15 protein-coding genes are annotated in these 19,567 nt (G+C 73.0%); 10 read left to right on the top strand and 5 right to left on the bottom strand.

Going from position 1 to position 19,567, the window contains the following annotated elements:
- Nucleotides 1-2: 2 nt before the first annotated feature.
- The 5 genes from WMF28_RS11820 to WMF28_RS11800 all read right to left on the bottom strand — a co-directional run bounded on the left by WMF28_RS11820 (nt 3) and on the right by WMF28_RS11800 (nt 7,065).
- Nucleotides 3-404, bottom strand: a complete 402-nt coding sequence (locus WMF28_RS11820; protein ID WP_437602290.1) for a PTS sugar transporter subunit IIA — start codon at nt 402-404, stop codon at nt 3-5.
- 117 nt (nt 405-521) lie between these two features.
- Entirely contained in the window at nt 522-2,114 is a 1,593-nt protein-coding gene (locus tag WMF28_RS11815) for an SDR family NAD(P)-dependent oxidoreductase (RefSeq protein ID WP_437602289.1), read from the bottom strand.
- A gap of 97 nt (nt 2,115-2,211) precedes the next feature.
- Entirely contained in the window at nt 2,212-2,796 is a 585-nt protein-coding gene (locus WMF28_RS11810; protein WP_437602288.1) for a hypothetical protein, read from the bottom strand.
- An 88-nt stretch (nt 2,797-2,884) separates the two neighbouring features.
- Complete coding sequence (locus WMF28_RS11805) at nt 2,885-5,974, bottom strand: DEAD/DEAH box helicase (RefSeq protein ID WP_437602287.1); 3,090 nt, start codon at nt 5,972-5,974, stop codon at nt 2,885-2,887.
- 245 nt (nt 5,975-6,219) lie between these two features.
- Nucleotides 6,220-7,065, bottom strand: a complete 846-nt coding sequence (locus tag WMF28_RS11800; RefSeq protein WP_437602286.1) for a hypothetical protein — start codon at nt 7,063-7,065, stop codon at nt 6,220-6,222.
- A gap of 578 nt (nt 7,066-7,643) precedes the next feature.
- Here WMF28_RS11800 and WMF28_RS11795 point away from each other — a divergent pair.
- The 10 genes from WMF28_RS11795 to WMF28_RS11750 all read left to right on the top strand — a co-directional run bounded on the left by WMF28_RS11795 (nt 7,644) and on the right by WMF28_RS11750 (nt 19,548).
- The gene (locus tag WMF28_RS11795; RefSeq protein ID WP_437602285.1) at nt 7,644-8,669 is read left to right on the top strand and encodes a hypothetical protein; all 1,026 of its coding nucleotides are present in this window, start codon (nt 7,644-7,646) and stop codon (nt 8,667-8,669) included.
- A 557-nt stretch (nt 8,670-9,226) separates the two neighbouring features.
- Complete coding sequence (locus tag WMF28_RS11790; protein WP_437602284.1) at nt 9,227-9,724, top strand: hypothetical protein; 498 nt, start codon at nt 9,227-9,229, stop codon at nt 9,722-9,724.
- 90 nt (nt 9,725-9,814) lie between these two features.
- The gene (locus WMF28_RS11785) at nt 9,815-10,879 is read left to right on the top strand and encodes a hypothetical protein (protein ID WP_437602283.1); all 1,065 of its coding nucleotides are present in this window, start codon (nt 9,815-9,817) and stop codon (nt 10,877-10,879) included.
- A gap of 55 nt (nt 10,880-10,934) precedes the next feature.
- Entirely contained in the window at nt 10,935-12,278 is a 1,344-nt protein-coding gene (locus WMF28_RS11780; protein ID WP_437602282.1) for an RNA polymerase sigma factor, read from the top strand.
- Nucleotides 12,279-12,539: 261 nt separating this feature from the next.
- On the top strand, nt 12,540-13,304 hold the full coding sequence (locus tag WMF28_RS11775) for an RNA polymerase sigma factor (protein WP_437602280.1): 765 nt from the start codon (nt 12,540-12,542) through the stop codon (nt 13,302-13,304).
- Nucleotides 13,305-13,594: 290 nt separating this feature from the next.
- Nucleotides 13,595-14,662 (top strand): 3-deoxy-7-phosphoheptulonate synthase, encoded by a 1,068-nt coding sequence (locus WMF28_RS11770; protein WP_437602279.1) that lies wholly within the window; start codon nt 13,595-13,597, stop codon nt 14,660-14,662.
- Nucleotides 14,663-14,887: 225 nt separating this feature from the next.
- Nucleotides 14,888-16,195: a hemolysin family protein gene (locus WMF28_RS11765; protein ID WP_437602278.1), complete on the top strand. Its 1,308-nt coding sequence runs from the start codon at nt 14,888-14,890 to the stop codon at nt 16,193-16,195.
- Nucleotides 16,196-16,264: 69 nt separating this feature from the next.
- Nucleotides 16,265-16,582 carry a CBS domain-containing protein gene (locus WMF28_RS11760; protein WP_437602277.1) on the top strand — a complete coding sequence of 106 codons (318 nt, stop codon included), beginning with the start codon at nt 16,265-16,267 and terminating at the stop codon, nt 16,580-16,582.
- A 177-nt stretch (nt 16,583-16,759) separates the two neighbouring features.
- Nucleotides 16,760-18,541 (top strand): MXAN_6577-like cysteine-rich protein, encoded by a 1,782-nt coding sequence (locus WMF28_RS11755; protein WP_437602276.1) that lies wholly within the window; start codon nt 16,760-16,762, stop codon nt 18,539-18,541.
- Between the two features lie 50 nt (nt 18,542-18,591).
- Nucleotides 18,592-19,548 carry an alpha/beta fold hydrolase gene (locus WMF28_RS11750; RefSeq protein ID WP_437602275.1) on the top strand — a complete coding sequence of 319 codons (957 nt, stop codon included), beginning with the start codon at nt 18,592-18,594 and terminating at the stop codon, nt 19,546-19,548.
- The last annotated feature ends 19 nt before the right edge of the window (nt 19,549-19,567 follow it).

The raw sequence follows: 19,567 nt of genomic DNA, 5'->3' as shown, positions 1-19,567 counted from the left end.
CGTCACCCGCAGCCAGCCTCGAGCTGCGCGAGCTGATCGATGAGCTGCTCGGCGTCGCGCGCGGCGCACAGCACGCCGGCGGCGTCGTGGCCGGCGAGCCTGGCGACCTGGGCGAGCAGCTCCAGGTGCGCGCGGCCGCCCTCGCCGCAGACGAGGACGACGAGCAGCCGGAGCGGGGCGCCGCCCGGCGTGCGCACCGCGAGCGGCTCGGCCAGCGTCGCGAGCACGGCCGCGGAGCACGCGCCGGGGATGATCGCGTGCGGCACCGCGACCCCGTTGCCCAGCGCGGTGGGCGACTCGCGCTCGCGCCGCAGGATCTCCCGGGCGACCGCGCTCGCGACCAGCGCGTCGTCGGACCTGCGCTTCGGCTTGACCACGTGGAGGATGGTGACGTCGGCCCCCACCTGCTGCGCCAGCCGGCGGGCCAGCGTGAGCGCGGCGGCGCCTCGGCGCGGGCGGGGGCTGGGCGGCGCCTCGGCGCGGGCGGGGGCTGGGCGCCTCGACGCGGGCGGTGGCGGCGCTTACCAGTCGGTCGGCATGTAGTCTTTGAGGAACTGGCCGTAGAGGTGCTGGCCGCTCAGGAGCCCGGAGAAGATGGGGTCGCAGATGCGGGCGGCGCCGTCGACGATGTCGAGCGGCGGGTGGAAGCCGTGCTCCTCCAGCTTGCGGGCGGCGAGCGCCGCGGGGTCCTCGTCGGTGACCCACCCGGTATCGACGCTGTTCATGAAGATGCCGTCCTTCGCGTAGTCGGGCGCGGAGGTGCGCGTCATCATGTTGAGCGCGGCCTTCGCCATGTTGGTGTGAGGGTGCCTGTCCGTCTTGTAACGACGGTAGAACTGCCCCTCCATCGCCGAGACGTTGACGATGTGCCTGTCGAACGTCGGGTGTCGCAGCATGAGCGGCTTCAGCCGGGAATTCAGCACGAAGGGGGCGACCGCGTTGACGAGCTGGACCTCGAGCAGCTCGACGGTCGGGACCTCGGCGAGGGTCAGCCGCCAGCTGTTCATCGTGCGGAGATCGACCTGCTGGAGATCCGCGTCGTATCGGCCTCTCGGGAAGAGCACGCCGTCGAGGGGCTCGTCGCCGGGGCCGGGGATCTGGGAGAGCAGCGCCGGCTCGCGGAGGCCGGCGGCGGGGTCGCCGCCGGCGACGAGGGGGAGCTCGCCGCGCTCGCGGAGCGCGTCGTAAGCCCGGAGCGGCGGCTGCGCGACCTCCGGGAGGGCGTGGACGGGCGCGGTCTCGCCCTCGATGAGGTGACCGTAGAAGCCCGGCGGGCGCCGGACGGTCTGACAGGCGTTGTTGATGATGAAATCGAGCCGGTCGAGCGTGTGGAGGAGGTGCCGCGTGAAGCGCTCGACGCTCGGCGTGTGGCGGAGATCGAGGCCGTAGATCGAGAGCCGCGAGGCCCAGCCGTCGAAGTCGCGCTCGGACGCGAAGCGGCGGGCGGCGTCGTGCGGGAAGCGGGTCGTGACGATCACCCGCGCGCCGGCGCGGAGCAGCAGGATCGCAGCCTGATAGCCGATCTTGACGCGGGCGCCGGTGACCAGCGCGACGCGGCCGTCGAGCGGGGCCGTCTGGCTGCGCTTGCGGTAGTTGAAGTCGCCGCAGGGGCCGCACATCGCATCGTAGAAGAAGTGCAGCTTGCGGAACTCGACCTTGCAGACATAGCACTTGCGCGGCTTCGCGAGCTCCGGCGCGCCGCGCTCACCCGGCGGCGCGGGCTCTTCCGCGGGGGGCGACGCCTGCGCGAGAGGCGGCGCCGGCGCGGGGGCGGCGGGCGCGGGGGGCATCGCCAGCGACGGGGCGTCCGGCGTGCGGAACACGGGCTCACGGCGGGCGGCGCGGATGCCGACCGCGTCGAGGAGCGCGGTGTCCGCGGACCTCTGAGCGCGCCGCTCGCTCTTGCGGAACGCCCTGGCGAGCTCGCGCTGCTCGGCGCGCTCGGGGCGCGAGACGCGGCCGGCGGCGAGGAGGAGCCGGCGGCGGTCCTCCGCGCTGATCGAGGCGAGCTGCGCGCGGTCGTCGACGAGGGACTCGAGCACCCGCAGGCAGGCGTCGAGATCGGCGGCGGTGAACGGCCCGCCTGCGCCGGCGGCTTCGCTCTCGGAGCTCATCGAAGCGGCGGTGCATAGCATGCGGGCGCGCAGGCGCGAACCGGCGGCCGAGCGGCCACGGGGGGCCGCACCGGCGAGAGCCCGGGCGCGCGGAGGGTCAGCGCTGGTAGGGGCAGGGCTTGCCGCCCTCGCCGGCCTCGACGGGAGCGCCCGTCGCGGCGTCGACGGTGAGCGTGGTCGGGAGCTCCTGGGCGCCCGGCCCCCGCGACGCCTCGGCGACCGAGAGGGAGAGGGTGTCGCCGGCGCGCTTGAACGCTCCCTTGCGCTGGATGATGCCCGACCAGACGCACGCCACCTTCGGTGGACAGGGCGAGACGCGATCCTCTGCGGTGAAGCTGCCGCCCTTCGCGAAGGCGAGCACGCGCTCGTATTTGCGGGGGCCGCACACCGCGGACCTCCACGTGCCGAGCAGCGGGTCGTCGCCGCCGGGCCCCGGGGCCGCGGTCGGCGCTGTCGTGGTCGGCGCCTGCGTCGTCGGTCCTTGCGCGGTCGGCGCCTGCGTCGTCGGCGCCTGCGTCGTCGGTCCTTGCGCGGTCGGCGCCTGCGTCGTCGGCGGTTCGGAGGGCACCGCGGGCGAGGCCGGTGGATGCGGCTCGGGCGCCGGCTCTCGCGGGCTGTTGACGGTGCACGCAGCGAGCGACGTGAGCAGCGCGGCGAGGGGAAGGATGACCGTTCGCATCATGGCCGCTCATCCCATGGAGGCTCAACCCTCGCAAGCCGGCGACGTGACGGGCGCGTGACGAGCCCCGGCGAGGCGCCCCCCGCTCGCGCTACCCCAGCAGCGCGAGCAGGTCCTCCCGCGTCAGCGAGACCGCCCTGTCCGCCTCGCCCAGCGCGGCGCCCGCGATCGCGCGCTTCCGCTCCTGCAGCGCGAGGATCCCCTCCTCCACCGTGTCCTTCGCGACGAGCCGGTGGACCAGCACCGGGCGGTGCTGCCCGATGCGGTGGGCCCGATCGGCCGCCTGATCCTCGACCGCCGGGTTCCACCAGGGATCGAGCAGGAAGACGTGATCCGCCGCGGTCAGGTTCAGGCCGGTGCCGCCCGCCTTGAGCGAGATGAGCATCACCGGCGGGCCGCCCGGCGACTGGAAGGCGTTGACCACCCCGGCGCGGTCGCGCGTCGAGCCGTCGAGGCGGTTCCACGGGATCCCCGCCTCGGTGAGGTGCGGCTCGACGAGGTCGAGCAGCGAGGTCCACTGCGAGAAGACGAGCGCCTTGTGGCCGCCCGCCACGCACTCCTCCAGCGCCGCGAGCAGCCGCATCACCTTGGAGGAAGGCGCGCTCCGCAACGCCGACGCCGCGGCCGCGTCGGCGGGGCCGGCGCTCGACCCCGGGATCAGCGCCGGGTGGCAGGCCGCCTGGCGCAGGCGGAGCAGCGCCTCCAGCGCCGCCATGACGCTCGCCCCCTGCGCGAGCCGCTCCACCACGTCCTTGCGCGTCGCCGCGCGCACCGCCTCGTAGAGCTCGCGCTCGGCCTCCTCGAGCTCGCAGTAGAGCACCATCTCCGAGCGCGGCGGCAGCTCGGGCGCCACCTCGCGCTTCATCCGCCGCAGCACGAAGGGGCGGATCTTCTGCCGCAGCTCTGCCGCCGCGCCGGCCGCGCCCTCGGCGATCGGCCGGCCGTAGCGCTCCTGGAAGGCGCCGCGACCGCCGAGCAGCCCGCGGTTCGTGAAGTGGAGCAGGCTCCAGAGCTCCTCGAGCCGGTTCTCGACCGGCGTGCCGCTCAGCGCCACGCGCAGCTCGGCGCGGAGCGCGAACGCCGCCCGCGCCGCCTGGCTGTCGGGGTTCTTGATCGCCTGCGCCTCGTCCAGCACCACGATGTCCCACGCCTGCGCCGCGAGCAGCTCGACGTCGTTGCGGAGCACGGCGTACGTCGTCAGCGTGACGTCGGCCGCGGGATCGAGCGCGCGCCGCGCGCCGTGGTAGATCGCGAACCGGAGGCCGGGGCGGAACCGCCGGATCTCGTCGGCCCAGTTGTGCACGACGCTGCGCGGGCACACGACGAGCGTCCGACCGCGCACCGCGCAGAGCGTCTGCAGCGTCTTGCCGAGCCCCATGTCGTCGGCGAGCACCGCCCCGAGGCCGGCGTCGCGCAGGAACGACAGCCAGTCGACGCCGCGGCGCTGGTACGGGCGCAGCGTCGCGGTCAGGTCGGCCGGCAGCGGCGCCTCCGGGAGCGACGCGAAGCCGTCGAGCAGCGGCATCAGCTTGTCGAAGCCGGACGGGCGCGGGTACTCGATCTCGTCGCACAGGGCGGCCAGCGCCGGGAGCGCCGCCGGCGGCACCTCCTTGTCGTCGCGCCGCGCCGCGAGCAGGTCGGCGACGCGCGCGCCGTACTTCTCGAGCCACGCCGCGGGCAGCGGCGCCCACCCGCCGCCGAGGAGCGGCACGAGCGGCAGGCCGTCCTGCCACGCCCGGATCACGGCCGCGGCGTCCGCGCGCTTCGGCGGCGCGCCGGCGGCGTCGCCCTCCTCGCCCGCGCCGTCCTCGCGCCCCGCCGAGAGCTCGAACTCGACGTCGAAGGCGCGGTCGTCGACGACGAAGCGCGGCACGAGCTCGGCCTTCCCGAAGAGCTCGCCGCGCGCCTCGGCGAAGGCGCGGGCGTCCCACGCCTCGAGGCGCGAGGCGAAGCGGATCGCCTCGGCGCCGTCGAAGTCGACCCGGCGGCCCGGGATGAGGTGCAGCTCGTCGCGCAGCCGGATGAGCAGCACGCGCTCCGCGGCCTCGTCGCGGACGGGCACGGGGCCGGACAGGTGCACGAGCCGGCCGTGCTCGATGCGCGCCTCGGGCGGGTCGCCGTACACGAGGCTGGGCACGACCGACAGCGTGTGATCCTTCTGGCTGAGCTCGAGGAGGATCCGCGGGCGGGAGGCGCCGCCCGCGCGCGGCAGGCGCTGGCTCTGGACGGTGATCGGGACGCGCTTGGTCAGCTCCGGCAGGACCTCGGTCACGAGCTTGCCGAGGTCGCCCCGCGAGAAGACGCGCCGGAGCGGCAGCCGATCGAGCTTCGGGCCGGTGAGGTCCATCTCCCGGAGCAGGTGCAGCGTGCCTCCGCACCGGACGACGCCCGACGCGATCACCTCGTCGATGCGCGGGTCCCGCTCCACGACGAGCGCCACGCCGTCGTCGTGATCGCGCACCGTCGCGCGGGGGCCGATCGCCTCGCTGGAGACGCGGACGGGCGCACCGTCGAGCTCCACGTCGGCGACGCCGGCCAGCGCGGCGAAGAGCTCGGGCTGGCGATCCGAGGGGAAGTAGCCGTGCTGCTTGGTGCCCACGAGCCGATCGGCCGCGAGGTCCTCGTGCGTCGGATAGAGCTCGGGCAGCCTCGGCCCCGGCCGCTCGGCCCCCGCCGGCGCCCTGACGGCGCGCCCGGCGAGGCTGGCGAGCGAGATCCGGAGCGGCTCCTCGGCGCCGTTCGCGTGGACGATCATCCGCTCGAGGGCGAGCACGAGGCCCTTGCGCCGGAGCCGGTACCGCAGCCGCGCCGCCGGAGGGGGCACGGCCGCGGCGCCGCCCTGCGCGGCCGGCTGGCCGGGCGCGGCCGGCTGGCCGGGCGCGGCTGGCTGGCCTTGCGCCGCCGGCTGGCCCTGCGCGGCCGGTTGCGAGAGCGCGATGACCGCCGCGGCGGCGTGGGCGCAGGGGTCGACCTTCCCGCCGCAGTCGCACGTCCACTCGGCGTCCGCGGGGTAGAGGGTGACCGTGGGCGCGACGGGCTGGCCGGCGGCCTTGACGCGGACCACGACGGAATCGCCGCGATCCTCGCGCCCGAAGGCAGCGCCCTCGCGGGCGAGCTTCACGCCCTGGGACCAGAGGCCCGGAAGACAGGCTTTTCTGATGGCTTCGAGAAGACCCTGCACAGCGACTCCAGACGCCGACGACCTGCCCTGGCGGAACGCGCGCACGCGCGCTCGCCCGGGACCGGCGCCACTTCTTGAGAATGTACACAGGAAGACGGAGAAGACGGGAAGAGGCTCGGGGGTCTTTTTCCGTCGCCTCGTCTTCCAGATTCCAGGAGCTTGCCCGGCGAGGGCGGGGCGCTGCTGTAGCAGGAATTCGCACGACGCGTCGCTTGACACGACGGGCTCTACTGACACGACGGGCTCTACCGGCGCGTCAGGTGCTCGCGGTAGCGCGTCGTGAGCTCCATCCAGCGCAGGGTGAGGATCGGCTCGCGCTCGAGCCGGTCCTGCCAGCTGCGATCGACGGCATTCCACAGGTCCCGGTCCGCGATGCCGTGGCGCAGGAGCGCCCGATCGAACGACGACGCCACCCCGACCGACGACTCGGCGCAGAGGGCCGCGTACTGCTGCAGGCTGAGCGAGGGCAGCGCGCTCCGCTTGCCGGGCACGTCCTGCTCCGACGCCGGCTCGCGGGCCGTGAGGCCCGACGGCGCGGGCGCGGCCGGCGCCGTGCTGGCCGCGCCGGGCTCGCCGGGCGACCGCCGGAGGGTGAGCCCCGACCGCGCGTTGCCGCCGTCGAGCTCCATCAGCTCTGTCTCGTTCGGGGGCTTGATCGAGGGCAGCGGCATGGCCCGCGGCACCGCGACGGGCTCGGCGGCCTCGCCCTCCGAGGGGTAGCCCTTCCCGCTCGACAGGGGGACGATCGCGGACAGCGGCGGCGAGGCCGCGCGCCTCGGGGGCACGGACGACTCGCCCCCCCGGGCGCCCCGCCGCGGGCCGGGGCGCTCGCCGTCGGGCGCCGCGAACGACAGCACCGGGCCGGCGTCGGTGATCTCCATCTGCAGGACGATCTCGCCGTCCCTGCCGCGGACGATCAGCCGATCGCCCGCCACGGCCGCCTCCATCTCGTAGCGCCGACCGGACGAGAGCAGGACGGTCGCGGACGGGACCGGCGCGCCGCACGCCGCCCCCCGCGCGCCGATTTCTACCTGAGGACGGGGCGCCGCCTGATGCAGCGCGGGCTCGGTATCCGGTGGATCCCCACTCATCAGGATGCAGAGCCTACCGCAGCAAGCGCGCGCTCCGCGAGCGCTTTCAGCGACCGCCCGGCAGCGCTCGGACGCAAGGCAACGAGGAGGTGCGCGGCTCTCCGCCTGGGAGCCGGAAGGCGCGGCGCACCGCGCGCCGGCCACCAGCGACGTGGTTGCGCGTGGTTGTGCGAGGTCGCGCGCGGCCGCTGAGGGCTTACGTGATGCGATGAACCTTCATTTCACAAAATGCGTCGTTGCGCCCAGCCACCCCGCGCAGCTGACAAAAAAACTACCCATCTTCACGAACACTTGGAATTCACCAGCCGGAACCGTAATGCGTCCCGCAACGTCATTCCTCGCATTACCCGCCCCGATTTCGTCTGGAATCTCCGGATCTGTAGTAAGAGCGCCTCTCAAAACCTCCCGTCGCCAGACAGCCGAGAGCGGGCGCATCGCGTCGCTGCTCCTCGTCGCCCTATTTCAGTAGGGCTCCTCGTCGCGCCTAGCGCTGCACCCGCTCTCGGCTGCCTGGCTCGGTCCGGTTTTGTTCGGCGCTCCAAGCCGAGGGCTGCGAGCTCTGCCCCAAAGGAGGTCTCATGACGAGGACCGATCTCGCGCTTGCGCTGCTGTTCACCGCGTGCCTCGTAGGCTGCGAGATGCTCGGCGGCACGACTCACCAGACGTGCGCAGAACAATGCAGAACGGCGCTCGACCCCGACGCGTGCATAGCGAAATGCGGCACGTGCGCCGGCCTGTGTGTCACCCCGGCGCCAGAGGGCTTCGACGGCCCTGCGTTGCTCTGGGTGGGCAGGACGGTGGATGAGCCACAGTGCCCTGCCAGCGCCCCGAGCACGGTGTACTTGGGATACAAGAGCCCTGATATCCCCTTCGCGTGCGACCCATGTCGGTGCAGCGAGCCGGCGTGTGCCCTGCCCGACGGCCTCAGGACGGCCGCCTCGCTGAGGTGCGATGGATCGGCGCTCGGGTTGCATGACGCCCGGGACATCCTGAGCGGCACCTGCGTGGTCCCCAGCGAGGCTCTGGCGAGCGATCGCAAGTCGCTCCTGCTGGGCTCGCCCCAGGTGAGGCCGTGCAAGCCCAGCATCGAGCCTCCGCCGGTGCCGCGCCTCTTCTCGCAGTGGTATCGCTCCGGAAAAGCCTGCGCGGGCACCCTCCCGGAAGATACCTGCATCTCTCCGAAGACGTGCGTTCCGGCCGACGAGGAGCGGGGCTTCGCGCAGTGCATCATGCACCTCGGCGAGGGCGAGGTGACCTGCCCGCCGGACTATCCGGAGAATGTCGTCCTGTACGACGGCCTGAGAGACGAGCGCCGCTGCACGCCGTGCACGTGCGGCCCCCCCGAGGGCGGCACGTGCTCTCTGATGCTCCTTTCCTTCCGGGACGAGGCGTGCAGCGAGATGCTCACCGCCGGCGTGGCGTCGAGCAAGGACCCGGGCTGCCTCAAGCCGGTCCCCGGGGTCCAGCCCAAGAGCATGAAGGCGGTCTGGCACGTCAACAACCCCGGCCGCTGCGAGCCGCGAGGCGGGGAGGTGTCCGGCCAGATCATCCTCACCGGTCCGAGCACGTTCTGCTGTCAGACACGTCCGGGCAAGAACGAGTGACGACTGCACGCTGTCGCCAAGGACGCCGTCGACGCCGCCCCGGGCGCGATCCAGGCTCCCCCTGAACCAGGGTCGGGCACAACCAGACCCGATGGCACGGCGTGAAGATCCTCAGTGCGGGGTTCAATCTGCCTGACAAAAAATCTCTCGATAGAGAGAAATGAACAAACCAAAACGCAATGCGTCACCGAGCGTTCGGACGCGCGCACAAAAGCCTTTACGTGCGCTCCAAAGTCAGTATCTACAGGATCACGACGTGGGAGCGGCGACGTCGAGCCCGCCTCCGCCACGCGGCAGAGGTGCACTGTCCCACGGGCGCCTGAGACGTTTGAGGAGGGGGGGCACATGTCGGGGTGGTGTGGCCGGATGGGAGGCAGCGGGGTGCTTCGGGTCGAGGTGTTCCCTCCGCACGATGCGGCACAGATCCCGCCCTAGCCGGGACGCCGATGCTACGCGCCGGTTGCGCCGCAATGGTCGCTGTCTTCATGGCAACGACCCCGGTGCATGCGGATACGCCTCGGTCTGAATCGCGACGGGAGACGCAGGAGGGAGACGACATGTTGCGAGGCGAGATCTCCGCGTCGCCGCTGCTCGCGGTGGGCCTCCTGCCCGCGCTCGCCGGGGGGGCCTCGTTCGCCACGACGTTCCGCTGGCCCAGCCTGTCGATCGCCGTCGAGGCGCGCATGCTCACCGCCCTGACGGATACCTTCGAGGAGGGCGTCCTGGTCCACGCGAGCCTGGCGATGCCGGCGCTCGACATCTGCGGCCATCGCGGGGTCCTGTCGGTGTGCGCCGTCTTCGATGCCGGCGAGCTGCAGATCACGAGCGACCCCGGCGTCGTCATTCAGGCACGAAAGCCGTGGGTCAGCTCGATCGGGCTGCGGGCCGCCGGGGACTGGCGCTTCTCCGAGCAGCTGTCGTTGCGCGGGTTCGCCGAGCTGCACACGAACCACAGCCGCCCGTCGCTCTGGGTGAACGGCAGAGAGGTATGGCGGGTCCCACCGCTCTCCGGGGTGATCGGGTTGGGGCTCGTGCTCCCCGTGGACGCCTTCTAGCGGAGGCCCCCTGGTCGCTCCTCGATGGGGCGCGGCCGATTCGTCGTCGACACTGGACTGAACGAGCGGTCACCACCCGCGATGAGCACCATGTCAGCAGCTTTACCAAGAAACACCGGGGCCGGTGCGGCGACGCCGGGGCGACCGAGGGGCCGGGGGCCCGCGTGGCTCGTCGCGGCCGCGGCCCTGCTCGCGCCCTGGCGCGCCGGCGCCGCGCCGCCCCGCGCCGCGGTGCAGCTCGAGTACCGGCGCGCGCCGGGGGCCGAGCGCTGTCCGGACGAGGGGCTCTTGCGCGAAGAGATGGCCAGGCAGCTCGGCTACGACCCGGTGGATCCCGAGGCGGCTTTGCAGGCCAAGACGCTTGTCTTTCGCGGGCCGGGCAGGGAGGTGCACGCCGCCATGGATCTCCACGACGCCGAGGGCTCCATCACGTGGTCGCGGCACCTGGTCGCCTACAACGACGACTGCAGGGAGCTTGTCATGAACATGGCGCTCTCGCTCCGGGTCGCGCTCGATCCGAGCCTGAACGTGCCGCCCGCGCCCGCGCCGCTCCCCGAGCCCGCGCTTCCGGCCGAGGCGGCGGCCAGCGCGCCCGCGCAGCCCGCGTGGCCCAGGATCAGCGTCGGCCTCGCCGGCGCCGCGGTGTTCGGGAGCCTGCCGGAGACGACCGTCGGGACGGCGCTCCACGTCGCGCTCCGTTATCCGTCCTTCTCGCTCGGCCTCGAAGGCCACGTTCAATGGCCCAGCAGGGTCCAGATCGACAAGGGAAGGTTCGCCTCGACCTGGATCGCGGCGGCGAACGCGATCCCGTGCTCCCAGCTCCGTCGCCTCTTCGCCTGCGCCTTCGTGTCGATCGGGGTCGTGACGAGCTCGAGCACCAACATCGAGCTCGTCAACACGCCGTCGCTCTGGCTCACCACGGGGCCGCGCGCCGGCATCGAGATGCCGTTCTCCGATCGGATCAGCGTGCAGCTCTATGGCGATCTCGTGCTCCGTCTCACGGAGTTCCGCATCGAGGACCCGTCCACTGTTTTCTGGGCCCCGCCGGCGTCCGGCGGGCTCGTCGGTCTCCGGGTGGACGTCCATCTGAGCCCGCGGCGCGAGGCGCCCGCCCGGCGCGCTCCCCTTGCTCGGGGCACGGAGGCGCCGCATTGACCAGCTTCGCGGCGGCGACGTCGCCGCGCTCGAGGGGGAATCGAGGGGGAAAGAGATGGGGTCACCGTCACGCAAGAGCACGTCCGTCGAGCCTTCCCACGCCATCATGGTGAACATCGCCGAGGAACATTTCTCGTTCATCGCCCGCTACCTCGCCCGCCTCGGGGTGCGCGCGCAGGACATCGAGGATGTCGCCCAGGAGGTGCTCGCCGGCGCCTACCGCGCGCTGCCGCGGTTCGACGCGAGCCGGGGCAGCGTGCGGTCGTGGCTCATGGGGATCGCGACCCACCAGGCGTCGAATCATTTCCGGCGGGCCCACCGCCGTCGCGAGCGTCTCCGCCCGTTCGACGATCTCGCGCAGCTGCCCGACGCCACCCCCGACTCCGAGCAGCGCGTCATCGCGAGGGACCGGCGCTGCGTGCTCGAACAGCTGCTCGAGGAGCTGCCGATGGAGCGCCGCTGCGTGTTCGTCGCCCACGAGATCGAGGAGATCGACATGGCCGAGATCGCCCAGCAGCTCTCGATCCCCCTGAGCACCGCGTGGAGCCGGCACCGGCTCGCCTGGGTCGACCTCGAGGCGGCGAGGCGTCGCTGGCAGGCGCGTCATCGCGGCCGCGGGCTCGCGCTCATCCCCTTCAGCGCCGGCGCGCTCGTCCAGGAGGCGCGCGCGGGTCGCGAGATCGCGCGCTCGCTGCTCGCGCGGATCTACCGCGCTGCGCGCCGCGCGCTCTCGCCGCGGCGGCTCGCCGGCGGCTCGGCCTCGCGCACCGGCGCGGCCGGCGCGCTCCACGCCGCCGCGGCCGTCGCGGTCCCGCTGGCCGCGGTCGTCGCGATCGCGCTCGGCGCGCTGCGCGCCGCCTCGTCCCCGGCCTCCGCCGGCGAGCGCGCCGCGACCGCCCCCGCCCTGGCCGCCGTCGCGGCGCTGCAGGCGCAGTCCGTCGTTGTCACGCCGCTCGCGCCGCAGGCCTCCGCGCCGCCCGCCAGCCCGGCGCCGCCGCCGTCCGCCAGCGCCGCGCCGCCTCCGCCCGGCGCAGCTGCCGCGGCGGACGCTTCACGGGATCGCGGAGGCGCGGGCGCCCCGGGCGCTGTCGTCGGGCTCTCGCCAGCGAGCAGCGCGGCGCTCGCCGGCAGGAAGCCCGCGCTCCGTCCGGCCGGCGGCGCTGCCGTGCCCGCCGCGCGGCGGGCCGTTGCGTCGAGCGACGAGGAGATCGCCGCGGAGCGCGCCCTCATCGACGGCGCGATCACGGCGTTCTCGGAGCGCCGTTACGCCGAGGCGAACCGCCGCCTCATCGAGCACCGGCGGCGTTTCCCTGCGGGCCGCCTCGCCGCCGAGAGGAACGCGGCGCTGCGCGCGCTCCGCGCCAGAGCGACAGCCGTCTTGGCGTCGCCGGCGCCCTAGCGCGATGATCCGACGAGAATGAATCGAGCCGCAAAGCCGCCAAGCCGCAAAGAAAAGAAATCTCCGGCTCGTCCCGCCGTCCTCGGCGCCATGCCGATTCGCTTCCTCCTGTCCGCCACGCCACATGCCGCCCGGCGCTTCCCGAGCTGCCGAGCGGTGCTCTCCCGTCCATGGCGCTTCGGGGTGCGCACAGGAGATCATTTTTGAGAGGAGGATGGCTTTTTTTGAGATGGGGGAGTGGGTCCTCCTAATTAAGCGAGCATGGGACAATTGAACCGCACGCTCGCTCCGTCGATGCCGCTGGATAGACAGCGCGCCTTTGTCCGTCTCTTTCGGGGGAAGACCTACGACTCCGTATGGAATTGGCTGAGGCGGCTCGGGGTCCCACGCCGCGATCGGCGCGACATCCTCCAGGATGTCTTCCTCGCCGGATACCAGAGCTTCCCCACCTACGATCCGCTCCGCGCGCGGCCGGAGAGGTGGCTCAACAGGATCACGGTCCACGTGGCCGCCCACTACCGCGACCGGGCACACCACCGGCGCGAGGAGCTCTCCTCCGGCCGGGCCCCGCGGCGCGTCGCCGACGAGCGCCCGAACGCCGAGGAGCAGATCGACGCGGAGCAGACGCGCTCGCTCATCCTGTCGCGGCTCGGGTCGCTACAGACGGAAGAGCAGCGGATCCTCATCGAGCACGACATCGAGGGCGTGCCGATGGCGACGGTCGCCGAGCAGCACGGGATCCCGCTGTCGACCGCGTACAAGTGGCGCACGCGCGCGATCGCCTCGCTGCGCGCGTTGATCGAGGAGCCCCGCGCCGAGCACAAGCGAAAGCGGCCGCCGCGGCCGGCGGGGGACGACGCCGGGGAGCCCGCCCCGCGGCCGGCGAAGGCCGCGCGACGGGGGACGGCCGAGCGAGCCGCCCGCGCGCCCGCCGCGACCACGAAGCCGCCGTCGGCTCCCTGCCGCAGCGCCCCGCTCCCCCGGCGGTCGGACGCCGAGCAGACGCACACGCCCGCGAGCGCATGAGCCGCGAAGACCGCCGGCGCCGCCGGAGGCGCGCCCCCGCGAGCGCCCGCGCCGGCCCGCAACCACGCGCCCCGGACGCCCCTGCAGCGCTCGAGCACCCGCGAGACAAATCTTCAAGCCGGTCGGAATTGTGCGGCGCCGGCCAGTCCCGGTCAGTCCCGGTCAGCACCGGCCGGCACCGACCCGAACCGCTCGGAACGACCGGAGCCGATCCGGCAAAGAGAAAGCGCTTCCGTCCCACGTGTGGGTAGTCGGGGCATGTCGCGTCGCGCTATGCTGGAACCTCAACGATGTACTACTCGACCGACGACCTTCGTATTGCAGGGCTCAGGCCCCTGATCCCCCCCGCGATCCTGATTGAAGAGATCCCCGTCAGCCCCGCCGCTTCCGAGACGGTGGCGTTCACGCGCAGGGCCGCCGAGCGCGTGATCTCGGGCGAGGACGACCGGATCATCGTGGTGGTGGGCCCTTGCTCCATCCATGACCCCAAGGCCGCCCTGGAGTACGCGGCGCGGCTCCACGAGGCGCGCGACCGGCTGAGCGACGACCTTGTCGTGATCATGCGCGTGTACTTCGAGAAGCCGCGCACAACGGTCGGCTGGAAGGGGCTGATCAACGACCCCGACCTCGACGGGAGCTTCTCGATCAACAAGGGGCTCCGCGTCGCCCGAGGGCTGCTCCGCGACATCGCCGAGCTCGGCCTCGCGAGCGCGACCGAGTTCCTTGACACGATCTCGCCGCAGTTCATCGCCGATTTCATCTCCTGGGGCGCGATCGGCGCGCGCACGACGGAGAGCCAGGTCCACCGCGAGCTCGCCTCCGGCCTCTCCTGCCCCGTGGGCTTCAAGAACAGCACGGAGGGCGACGTCCAGATCGCGGTCGACGCCGTGCGGGCCGCGCGCGAGGCGCACCATTTCCTGTCCGTCACAAAGCAGGGCATCTCGGCGATCGTGGCGACGCGCGGCAACCCGGCGTGCCACGTGATCCTGCGCGGCTCGCAGCGCGGCCCCAACTACGCGCCCGAGCACGTCCGCGAGGCGGCCGAACGCCTGACCAAGGCGGGCCTGCCGCACCGGCTGATGGTCGACTGCAGCCACGGCAACAGCCAGAAGGACCCGGCCCGCCAGCGGAGCGTGGCCGAGAGCCTCGCCGACCAGCTGCGCGCCGGCTCGCGCGACCTCCTCGGCGTCATGATCGAGAGCCACCTCGTCGGCGGCCGGCAGGACCTCGCGCCGGGCAAGCCCCCCACCTACGGCCAGAGCATCACCGACGCCTGCCTCGGCTGGAACGACACGGTGCCGGTCCTCGAGCTCCTCGCACAGGGGGTGCGGGACCGGCGGGCCAGCAAGGCGGCGTGACCCCGCCGCGCCGCGCACAGGCCGGCGCGCACGCCTGCTCCTCTCAGAAATTTTCACCCTGAGTGCAATTTTCGGATCGCGGCGCGGCGCAGCCCCGGCTGTCCGCCGGGCCGCGTCCGCTGCGCGCTCGGCGCCGCTGCCGCGCCGGCGGGCGACGCGCTATGTCCCCGGAGCCCCTCGGAGGGGGCCGATATTCTCTCCGAAATCCTCATCATCCTGGCCCTCGTGCTCGTGAACGGCTTCTTTTCGGGGGCCGAGATCGCGGTGGTCACGATCCGCAAGACGCGGCTCGACCAGCTCGTGCAGTCGGGGAGCGCCCGTGCGCGCGCGGTGAAGCGCCTGCGGGGCAACCCGGAGCGCTTCCTCGCCACCGTGCAGATCGGCATCACCATCGTCGGCGCGACCGCGAGCGCCTTCGGCGGGTCGACCCTGGCGAAGGACCTCGCGCCGGTGCTCCGCGCCGTGCCGTGGATCGGGGACGCGGCCGACGAGCTCGCGCTCGCCGCGGTGGTCGCGCTCGTCTCCTTCCTCTCGCTCGTCCTCGGCGAGCTCGTCCCGAAGTCGCTCGCGCTCCGCAGCGCCGAGCGGTACGCGCTGCTCGTCGGCGCGCCGCTCCGCGGGCTGTCGTCGCTCGCCCGCCCGCTCGTGTGGCTGCTCACGGCGAGCTCGAACCTGGTGCTGAGGCTCTTCGGCGATCGAACGAACTTCGTCGAGGCGCGCATCTCGCCCGAGGAGATCCAGCAGATCGTCGACGACGCCGCCGAGGCGGGCTCGGTCGACAAGCGCGCCGGCGAGATCGCCTCCCGCGCCCTCGATTTCGCCGGGCTCACCGCGCTCCAGGTGATGCTCCCCCGCTTCCGGGTCGTGGCGCTCCCGCGCGAGACGACCGCCGAGGAGGTCCAGCGCGTCGTGCTGGAGCACGGCCACACGCGGATGCCGGTCTACGAGGGGTCGAACGACAACGTGATCGGCTACGTCACGATGCCGGAGCTGCTCGCGCTCCTCTGGGGCAACGGGGAGTTCTCGCTCGAGAGCATCCTGCGCCCGGCCTATTTCGTTGTCGCGTCGATGCCCGCTGTCGACCTCCTCGCCGAGATGAAGCGGCGCCGGCTCCAGCTCGCCGTCGTCGTGGACGAGCAAGGCGGCATGAGCGGCATCGTCACGATGGAGGACCTCGTCGAGGAGCTCGTCGGCGAGATCTTCGCCGAGAACGAGGCGCACCCGCCCCCCGCCGAGACGATCCGGCGCGGGCCGGACGGGTCGGCGCTCGTGCCCGGCGACATGCCGGTCCACGAGCTCAACCGGCAGCTCGAGATCGAGCTGCCGGACGACGTGCGCTGGTCCACGGTCGCGGGCCTCTGCATGGGGCTCGCCCGGCGCATCCCCGCGCCCGGCGACGTCCTCAGGACCCCGGACGGGGTAGAGCTCCACATCGTCGACGCCAGCCCCCGGCAGATCCGCACGGTGCGGGTCCGCATCCCGCCCCCGGAGCCGGCCGAGCGCGAAGACGAGGAGCTCCGCGGCGCGGGCTGAGCGAGCGCGGCCCGCCTTGCTGGGGCGCGCTCTCCCGCCCCCTGTTCCCGCGCAAACACCTCGCCTCGAATGCCTGGTGCGAAATGCCCCGCTGCGGCGAGGCGCCGCGCAGACGCGCCGCTCGCCGAGGGCGCGGGCAACGCGTACGTCGCCGGGGTCATGCGGCGCGACGTCGCCCGCGTGAGCGCGGACCGCTCGCTCGACGAGGTCATGCTCCTCATGTCCGAGAAGAGCGCCCCTGTGGTCGCGGTGTACGACGGTGAAAGATACCTGGGTCTCATCAGCCAGGGCGACATCGCCGAGGCGCTCACGCTGCTGCAATTCCTGCCGGCCTCGCGCCTGGGTGGCGCCGCGTCGCCGGCAGCGCCGCGCACGCAATGGACCTGACGGCGCGACGGCGCGACGCAGGCCTGAGGCGAGCGAGACCGGCGCGGCGCGCGCCGTCGAGATCCGCGCGTGGGATCGGGCTGCAAGCATTGACAGCCTGGAAGGCCATCAGCGTATCCTCCCCGGTAGCTCCTCGTTCGACCCCCCGTCGCCGGCATCTCTGCCGAGGGAAGGCTCATGAAAAAGGTCAAATCGCGCTTCAGGCTCGCGCCGACGTACACCCTGCTCTGGCTCGTCGCGGCGGCGCTCGCCTCCGTGGCGTCGTGCTCGGACGGCGGCCCCTCCACGGCCGAGTGCGTCGCTCCCGATACGGCGTGCGACGGCATCTGCGTCAACACGAGCACAAGCTCGAACCACTGCGGCGCGTGCGGCACGGTGTGCGCGAGCGATCAGACCTGCAGCGCGGGCGCGTGCGTCGCGGCGTGCGAGGCCGGCCAGACGACGTGCGGCGACGCCTGCGTCGACCTCGCGACCGACGAGGCGCACTGCGGCAGCTGTAGCGAGGCCTGCGCGGAGGGGCAGACCTGCCAGGACGGCGCCTGCGAGGCGGACGGATGCTCCGGGGGGCGCACCGACTGCGACGGCGAGTGCGTCAACACCGCGTCCGACCCGGAGAACTGCGGCGCGTGCGGCGCCGCGTGCGAGGAGGGGGAGTCCTGCGAGGCCGGCGCCTGCCAGGCCGGCGGGTGCTCCGACGGGCTCACCGACTGCGACGGGGCCTGCGTCGACGTCGACAGGAGCGAGTCGCACTGCGGCACCTGCGGGACCGAGTGCAACGACGACCAGACGTGCGTGGCCGGCGTGTGCCAGGGCGGCTGCGGCTCCGGGCTCACGACCTGCGGCGACGCCTGCGTCGACGTCCAGACCGACACCGAGAACTGCGGCACCTGCGGGACCGCGTGCAACGCCACGCAGGTCTGCCAGACCGGGATGTGCGCGTGCACGGTGGGCCCGGGCCATGACCTCGGCGACGCCGTGCCGCAGTTCGTGAACGCCACGACGGCCGGCCTGCCGAACTCGTACGCCCCCTCGTGCGTGTCCGCGAGCTCGAGCGAGCGCATCTACTCGTTCACCGCGGCGACCGCGGGCGTCTACTCCTTCGACAGCAGCAACTCCGGGTACCAGGTCGTCCTCGCCCTGCTCGACGCCACGGGCTGCTCCGAGCTCGCCTGCAACGCCGACCCGAACGCGATCGTCACGGCCGACCTGGCCATGGGCCAGACCGTCTACATCGTGGTCGACGGCGCGGACGGCCAGGCGGGCACGTTCGAGCTGCACGTGACGCGGGCGAGCGCGCCGAGCTGCCCGGCGGGTACGCTCGCCCCCTCGGTGCCGCAGACGATCACCGGCAGCACGGTCGGCCGGCCCAACAGCGTGCGGCCGACCGCGTCCACGTGGTGCCGCGACGCGAGCGCCCCCGACGCGGGGTACGCGTTCACGGCGCCCGTCTCCGGCGACTACTCCTTCGATACGTACGGGTCCGCGTTCGACACGGTGCTCCACGTGCGCGACGCCACGTGCCGGGGGACGCAGCTCGCGTGCAACGACGACAGGGTGGTCGAGCAGTCCGAGGTCACCGTGACGCTCACCGCGGGCCAGACGGTCGTGATCGTGGTGGACGGGTCGGACGCCGCCGACTCGGGCGCGTTCACGCTCAACGTCCAGCGGGCCGTCCCGCCGCCGGTGTGCGACGGCTCGGGCGAGTGCGGGGATGGGAGCTCGGGGTGCGTCCGGTGCGCGGTCGAGGGCAACTGCGCGGACGAGGTCTCGGCCTGCTTTGACACGAGGGAATGCCTCGAATTCGTGGACTGCTATCGCACGTGCGACACGGACGCCTGCAAGGAGGCCTGCATCGCCGCAGACCGGGCCAGCGCCGCGCTGTTCGACGCGTACTCCGCCTGCATCTTCTGCTCCGAGTGCCCGAACGACTGCAGCGGCGAGCCCTTCACCTGCCCGTGAGCGGCGGCGCGAAATAGAACGAGCCCGGTGGCCGTGGTAGGAGCGCGTCGATGCGGCGCATCCTCCTCCACGGCCATTTCTGGACGATCGCCCCGTGGCTCAAGCATCGGCTCCGGGCCCCGCCGCTCCCCCCGTCTTCCCCCGTCTCGGTGCACGTCGACGAATCGCCTGCCGGGCCCGTCCGGCTGCTCGGCAGGGTCCGCCACCGGGAAGGCGCGACATCGATCCTCGTCGTCGTGCACGGCCTCGGCGGCACGCTGGAGAGCCATTACGTGGTCGAGGCCGCTGCGCAGGCCGAGCGCGCCGGCCTCGCGTGCCTGCGCATCAACCTGCGCGGCGCAGGGGGCGACGGGGCCGATCTCTACCACGCCGGCCTGTTCTCGGATCTGCACGCCGCCGTCGCGTCGCCCGAGCTCGATCGGTACGAGCGCGTGCTCATCCTCGGCTACTCGCTCGGCGGGCACATCGCGCTCCGGTATGCCGCGTCCGGCGCGCTCGACGCGCGCGTGCGCGCCGTGGCCGCCATCTGTCCGCCGCTCGATCTCGAGCAGGCCGTCGCGGCGATCGACCGGCCCGAGCGCTGGATGTACCGCTGGCATGTGCTGTCGGCGCTGAAGGAGATGTACGGCGCCGTCGCGTCCCGCCGCGCCGTGCCCCTGCCCGTCGGGGAGGCGCTCGCGATCCGCACGATCCGCGAATGGGATCGGCGCATCATGGCGCCGCGGTTCGGTTACCGGAGCCCGGAGGCGTATTATGCGATCGAGAGCGTCGCCCCGCGCCTCCGCGACCTCGCCGTTCCGTCGCTGATCGTCGCGACGGAGGCCGACCCGATGGTGCCGCTCGACACGGTGCGACCGGCGATCGAGGCCTCCCCGCGCTCGCCGCTGCTCGACGTCCAGTGGCTCCGGTTCGGCGGGCACGTGGGCTTCCCGCAGACGCTGAGCCTCGGGTTCGGGGCCGCGCCGGGCCTCGAGTCCCAGGTCATCCACTGGCTGGAGAGCCGCTGACGCGCGAGCGCGCGGGCCG

Origin of the sequence: Sorangium sp. So ce590 (assembly GCF_051521365.1) — a bacterium.
Classification (GTDB): domain Bacteria; phylum Myxococcota_A; class Polyangia; order Polyangiales; family Polyangiaceae; genus Sorangium.
This window is presented reverse-complemented; position numbering and strand designations above follow the sequence as displayed.

Excerpts from the sequence above, each read along its gene's own strand:
- WMF28_RS11775 (WP_437602280.1), top strand. The coding sequence starts at position 12,540 with ATGGGACAATTGAACCGCACGCTCGCTCCGTCGATGCCGCTGGATAGA.
- WMF28_RS11755 (WP_437602276.1), top strand. The coding sequence starts at position 16,760 with ATGAAAAAGGTCAAATCGCGCTTCAGGCTCGCGCCGACGTACACCCTG.
- WMF28_RS11810 (WP_437602288.1), bottom strand. The coding sequence starts at position 2,796 with ATGATGCGAACGGTCATCCTTCCCCTCGCCGCGCTGCTCACGTCGCTC.
- WMF28_RS11790 (WP_437602284.1), top strand. The coding sequence starts at position 9,227 with ATGTTGCGAGGCGAGATCTCCGCGTCGCCGCTGCTCGCGGTGGGCCTC.
- WMF28_RS11750 (WP_437602275.1), top strand. The coding sequence starts at position 18,592 with ATGCGGCGCATCCTCCTCCACGGCCATTTCTGGACGATCGCCCCGTGG.
- WMF28_RS11760 (WP_437602277.1), top strand. The coding sequence starts at position 16,265 with ATGCCTGGTGCGAAATGCCCCGCTGCGGCGAGGCGCCGCGCAGACGCG.
- WMF28_RS11785 (WP_437602283.1), top strand. The coding sequence starts at position 9,815 with ATGTCAGCAGCTTTACCAAGAAACACCGGGGCCGGTGCGGCGACGCCG.
- WMF28_RS11780 (WP_437602282.1), top strand. The coding sequence starts at position 10,935 with ATGGGGTCACCGTCACGCAAGAGCACGTCCGTCGAGCCTTCCCACGCC.
- WMF28_RS11800 (WP_437602286.1), bottom strand. The coding sequence starts at position 7,065 with ATGAGTGGGGATCCACCGGATACCGAGCCCGCGCTGCATCAGGCGGCG.
- WMF28_RS11795 (WP_437602285.1), top strand. The coding sequence starts at position 7,644 with ATGACGAGGACCGATCTCGCGCTTGCGCTGCTGTTCACCGCGTGCCTC.
- WMF28_RS11770 (WP_437602279.1), top strand. The coding sequence starts at position 13,595 with ATGTACTACTCGACCGACGACCTTCGTATTGCAGGGCTCAGGCCCCTG.
- WMF28_RS11815 (WP_437602289.1), bottom strand. The coding sequence starts at position 2,114 with ATGAGCTCCGAGAGCGAAGCCGCCGGCGCAGGCGGGCCGTTCACCGCC.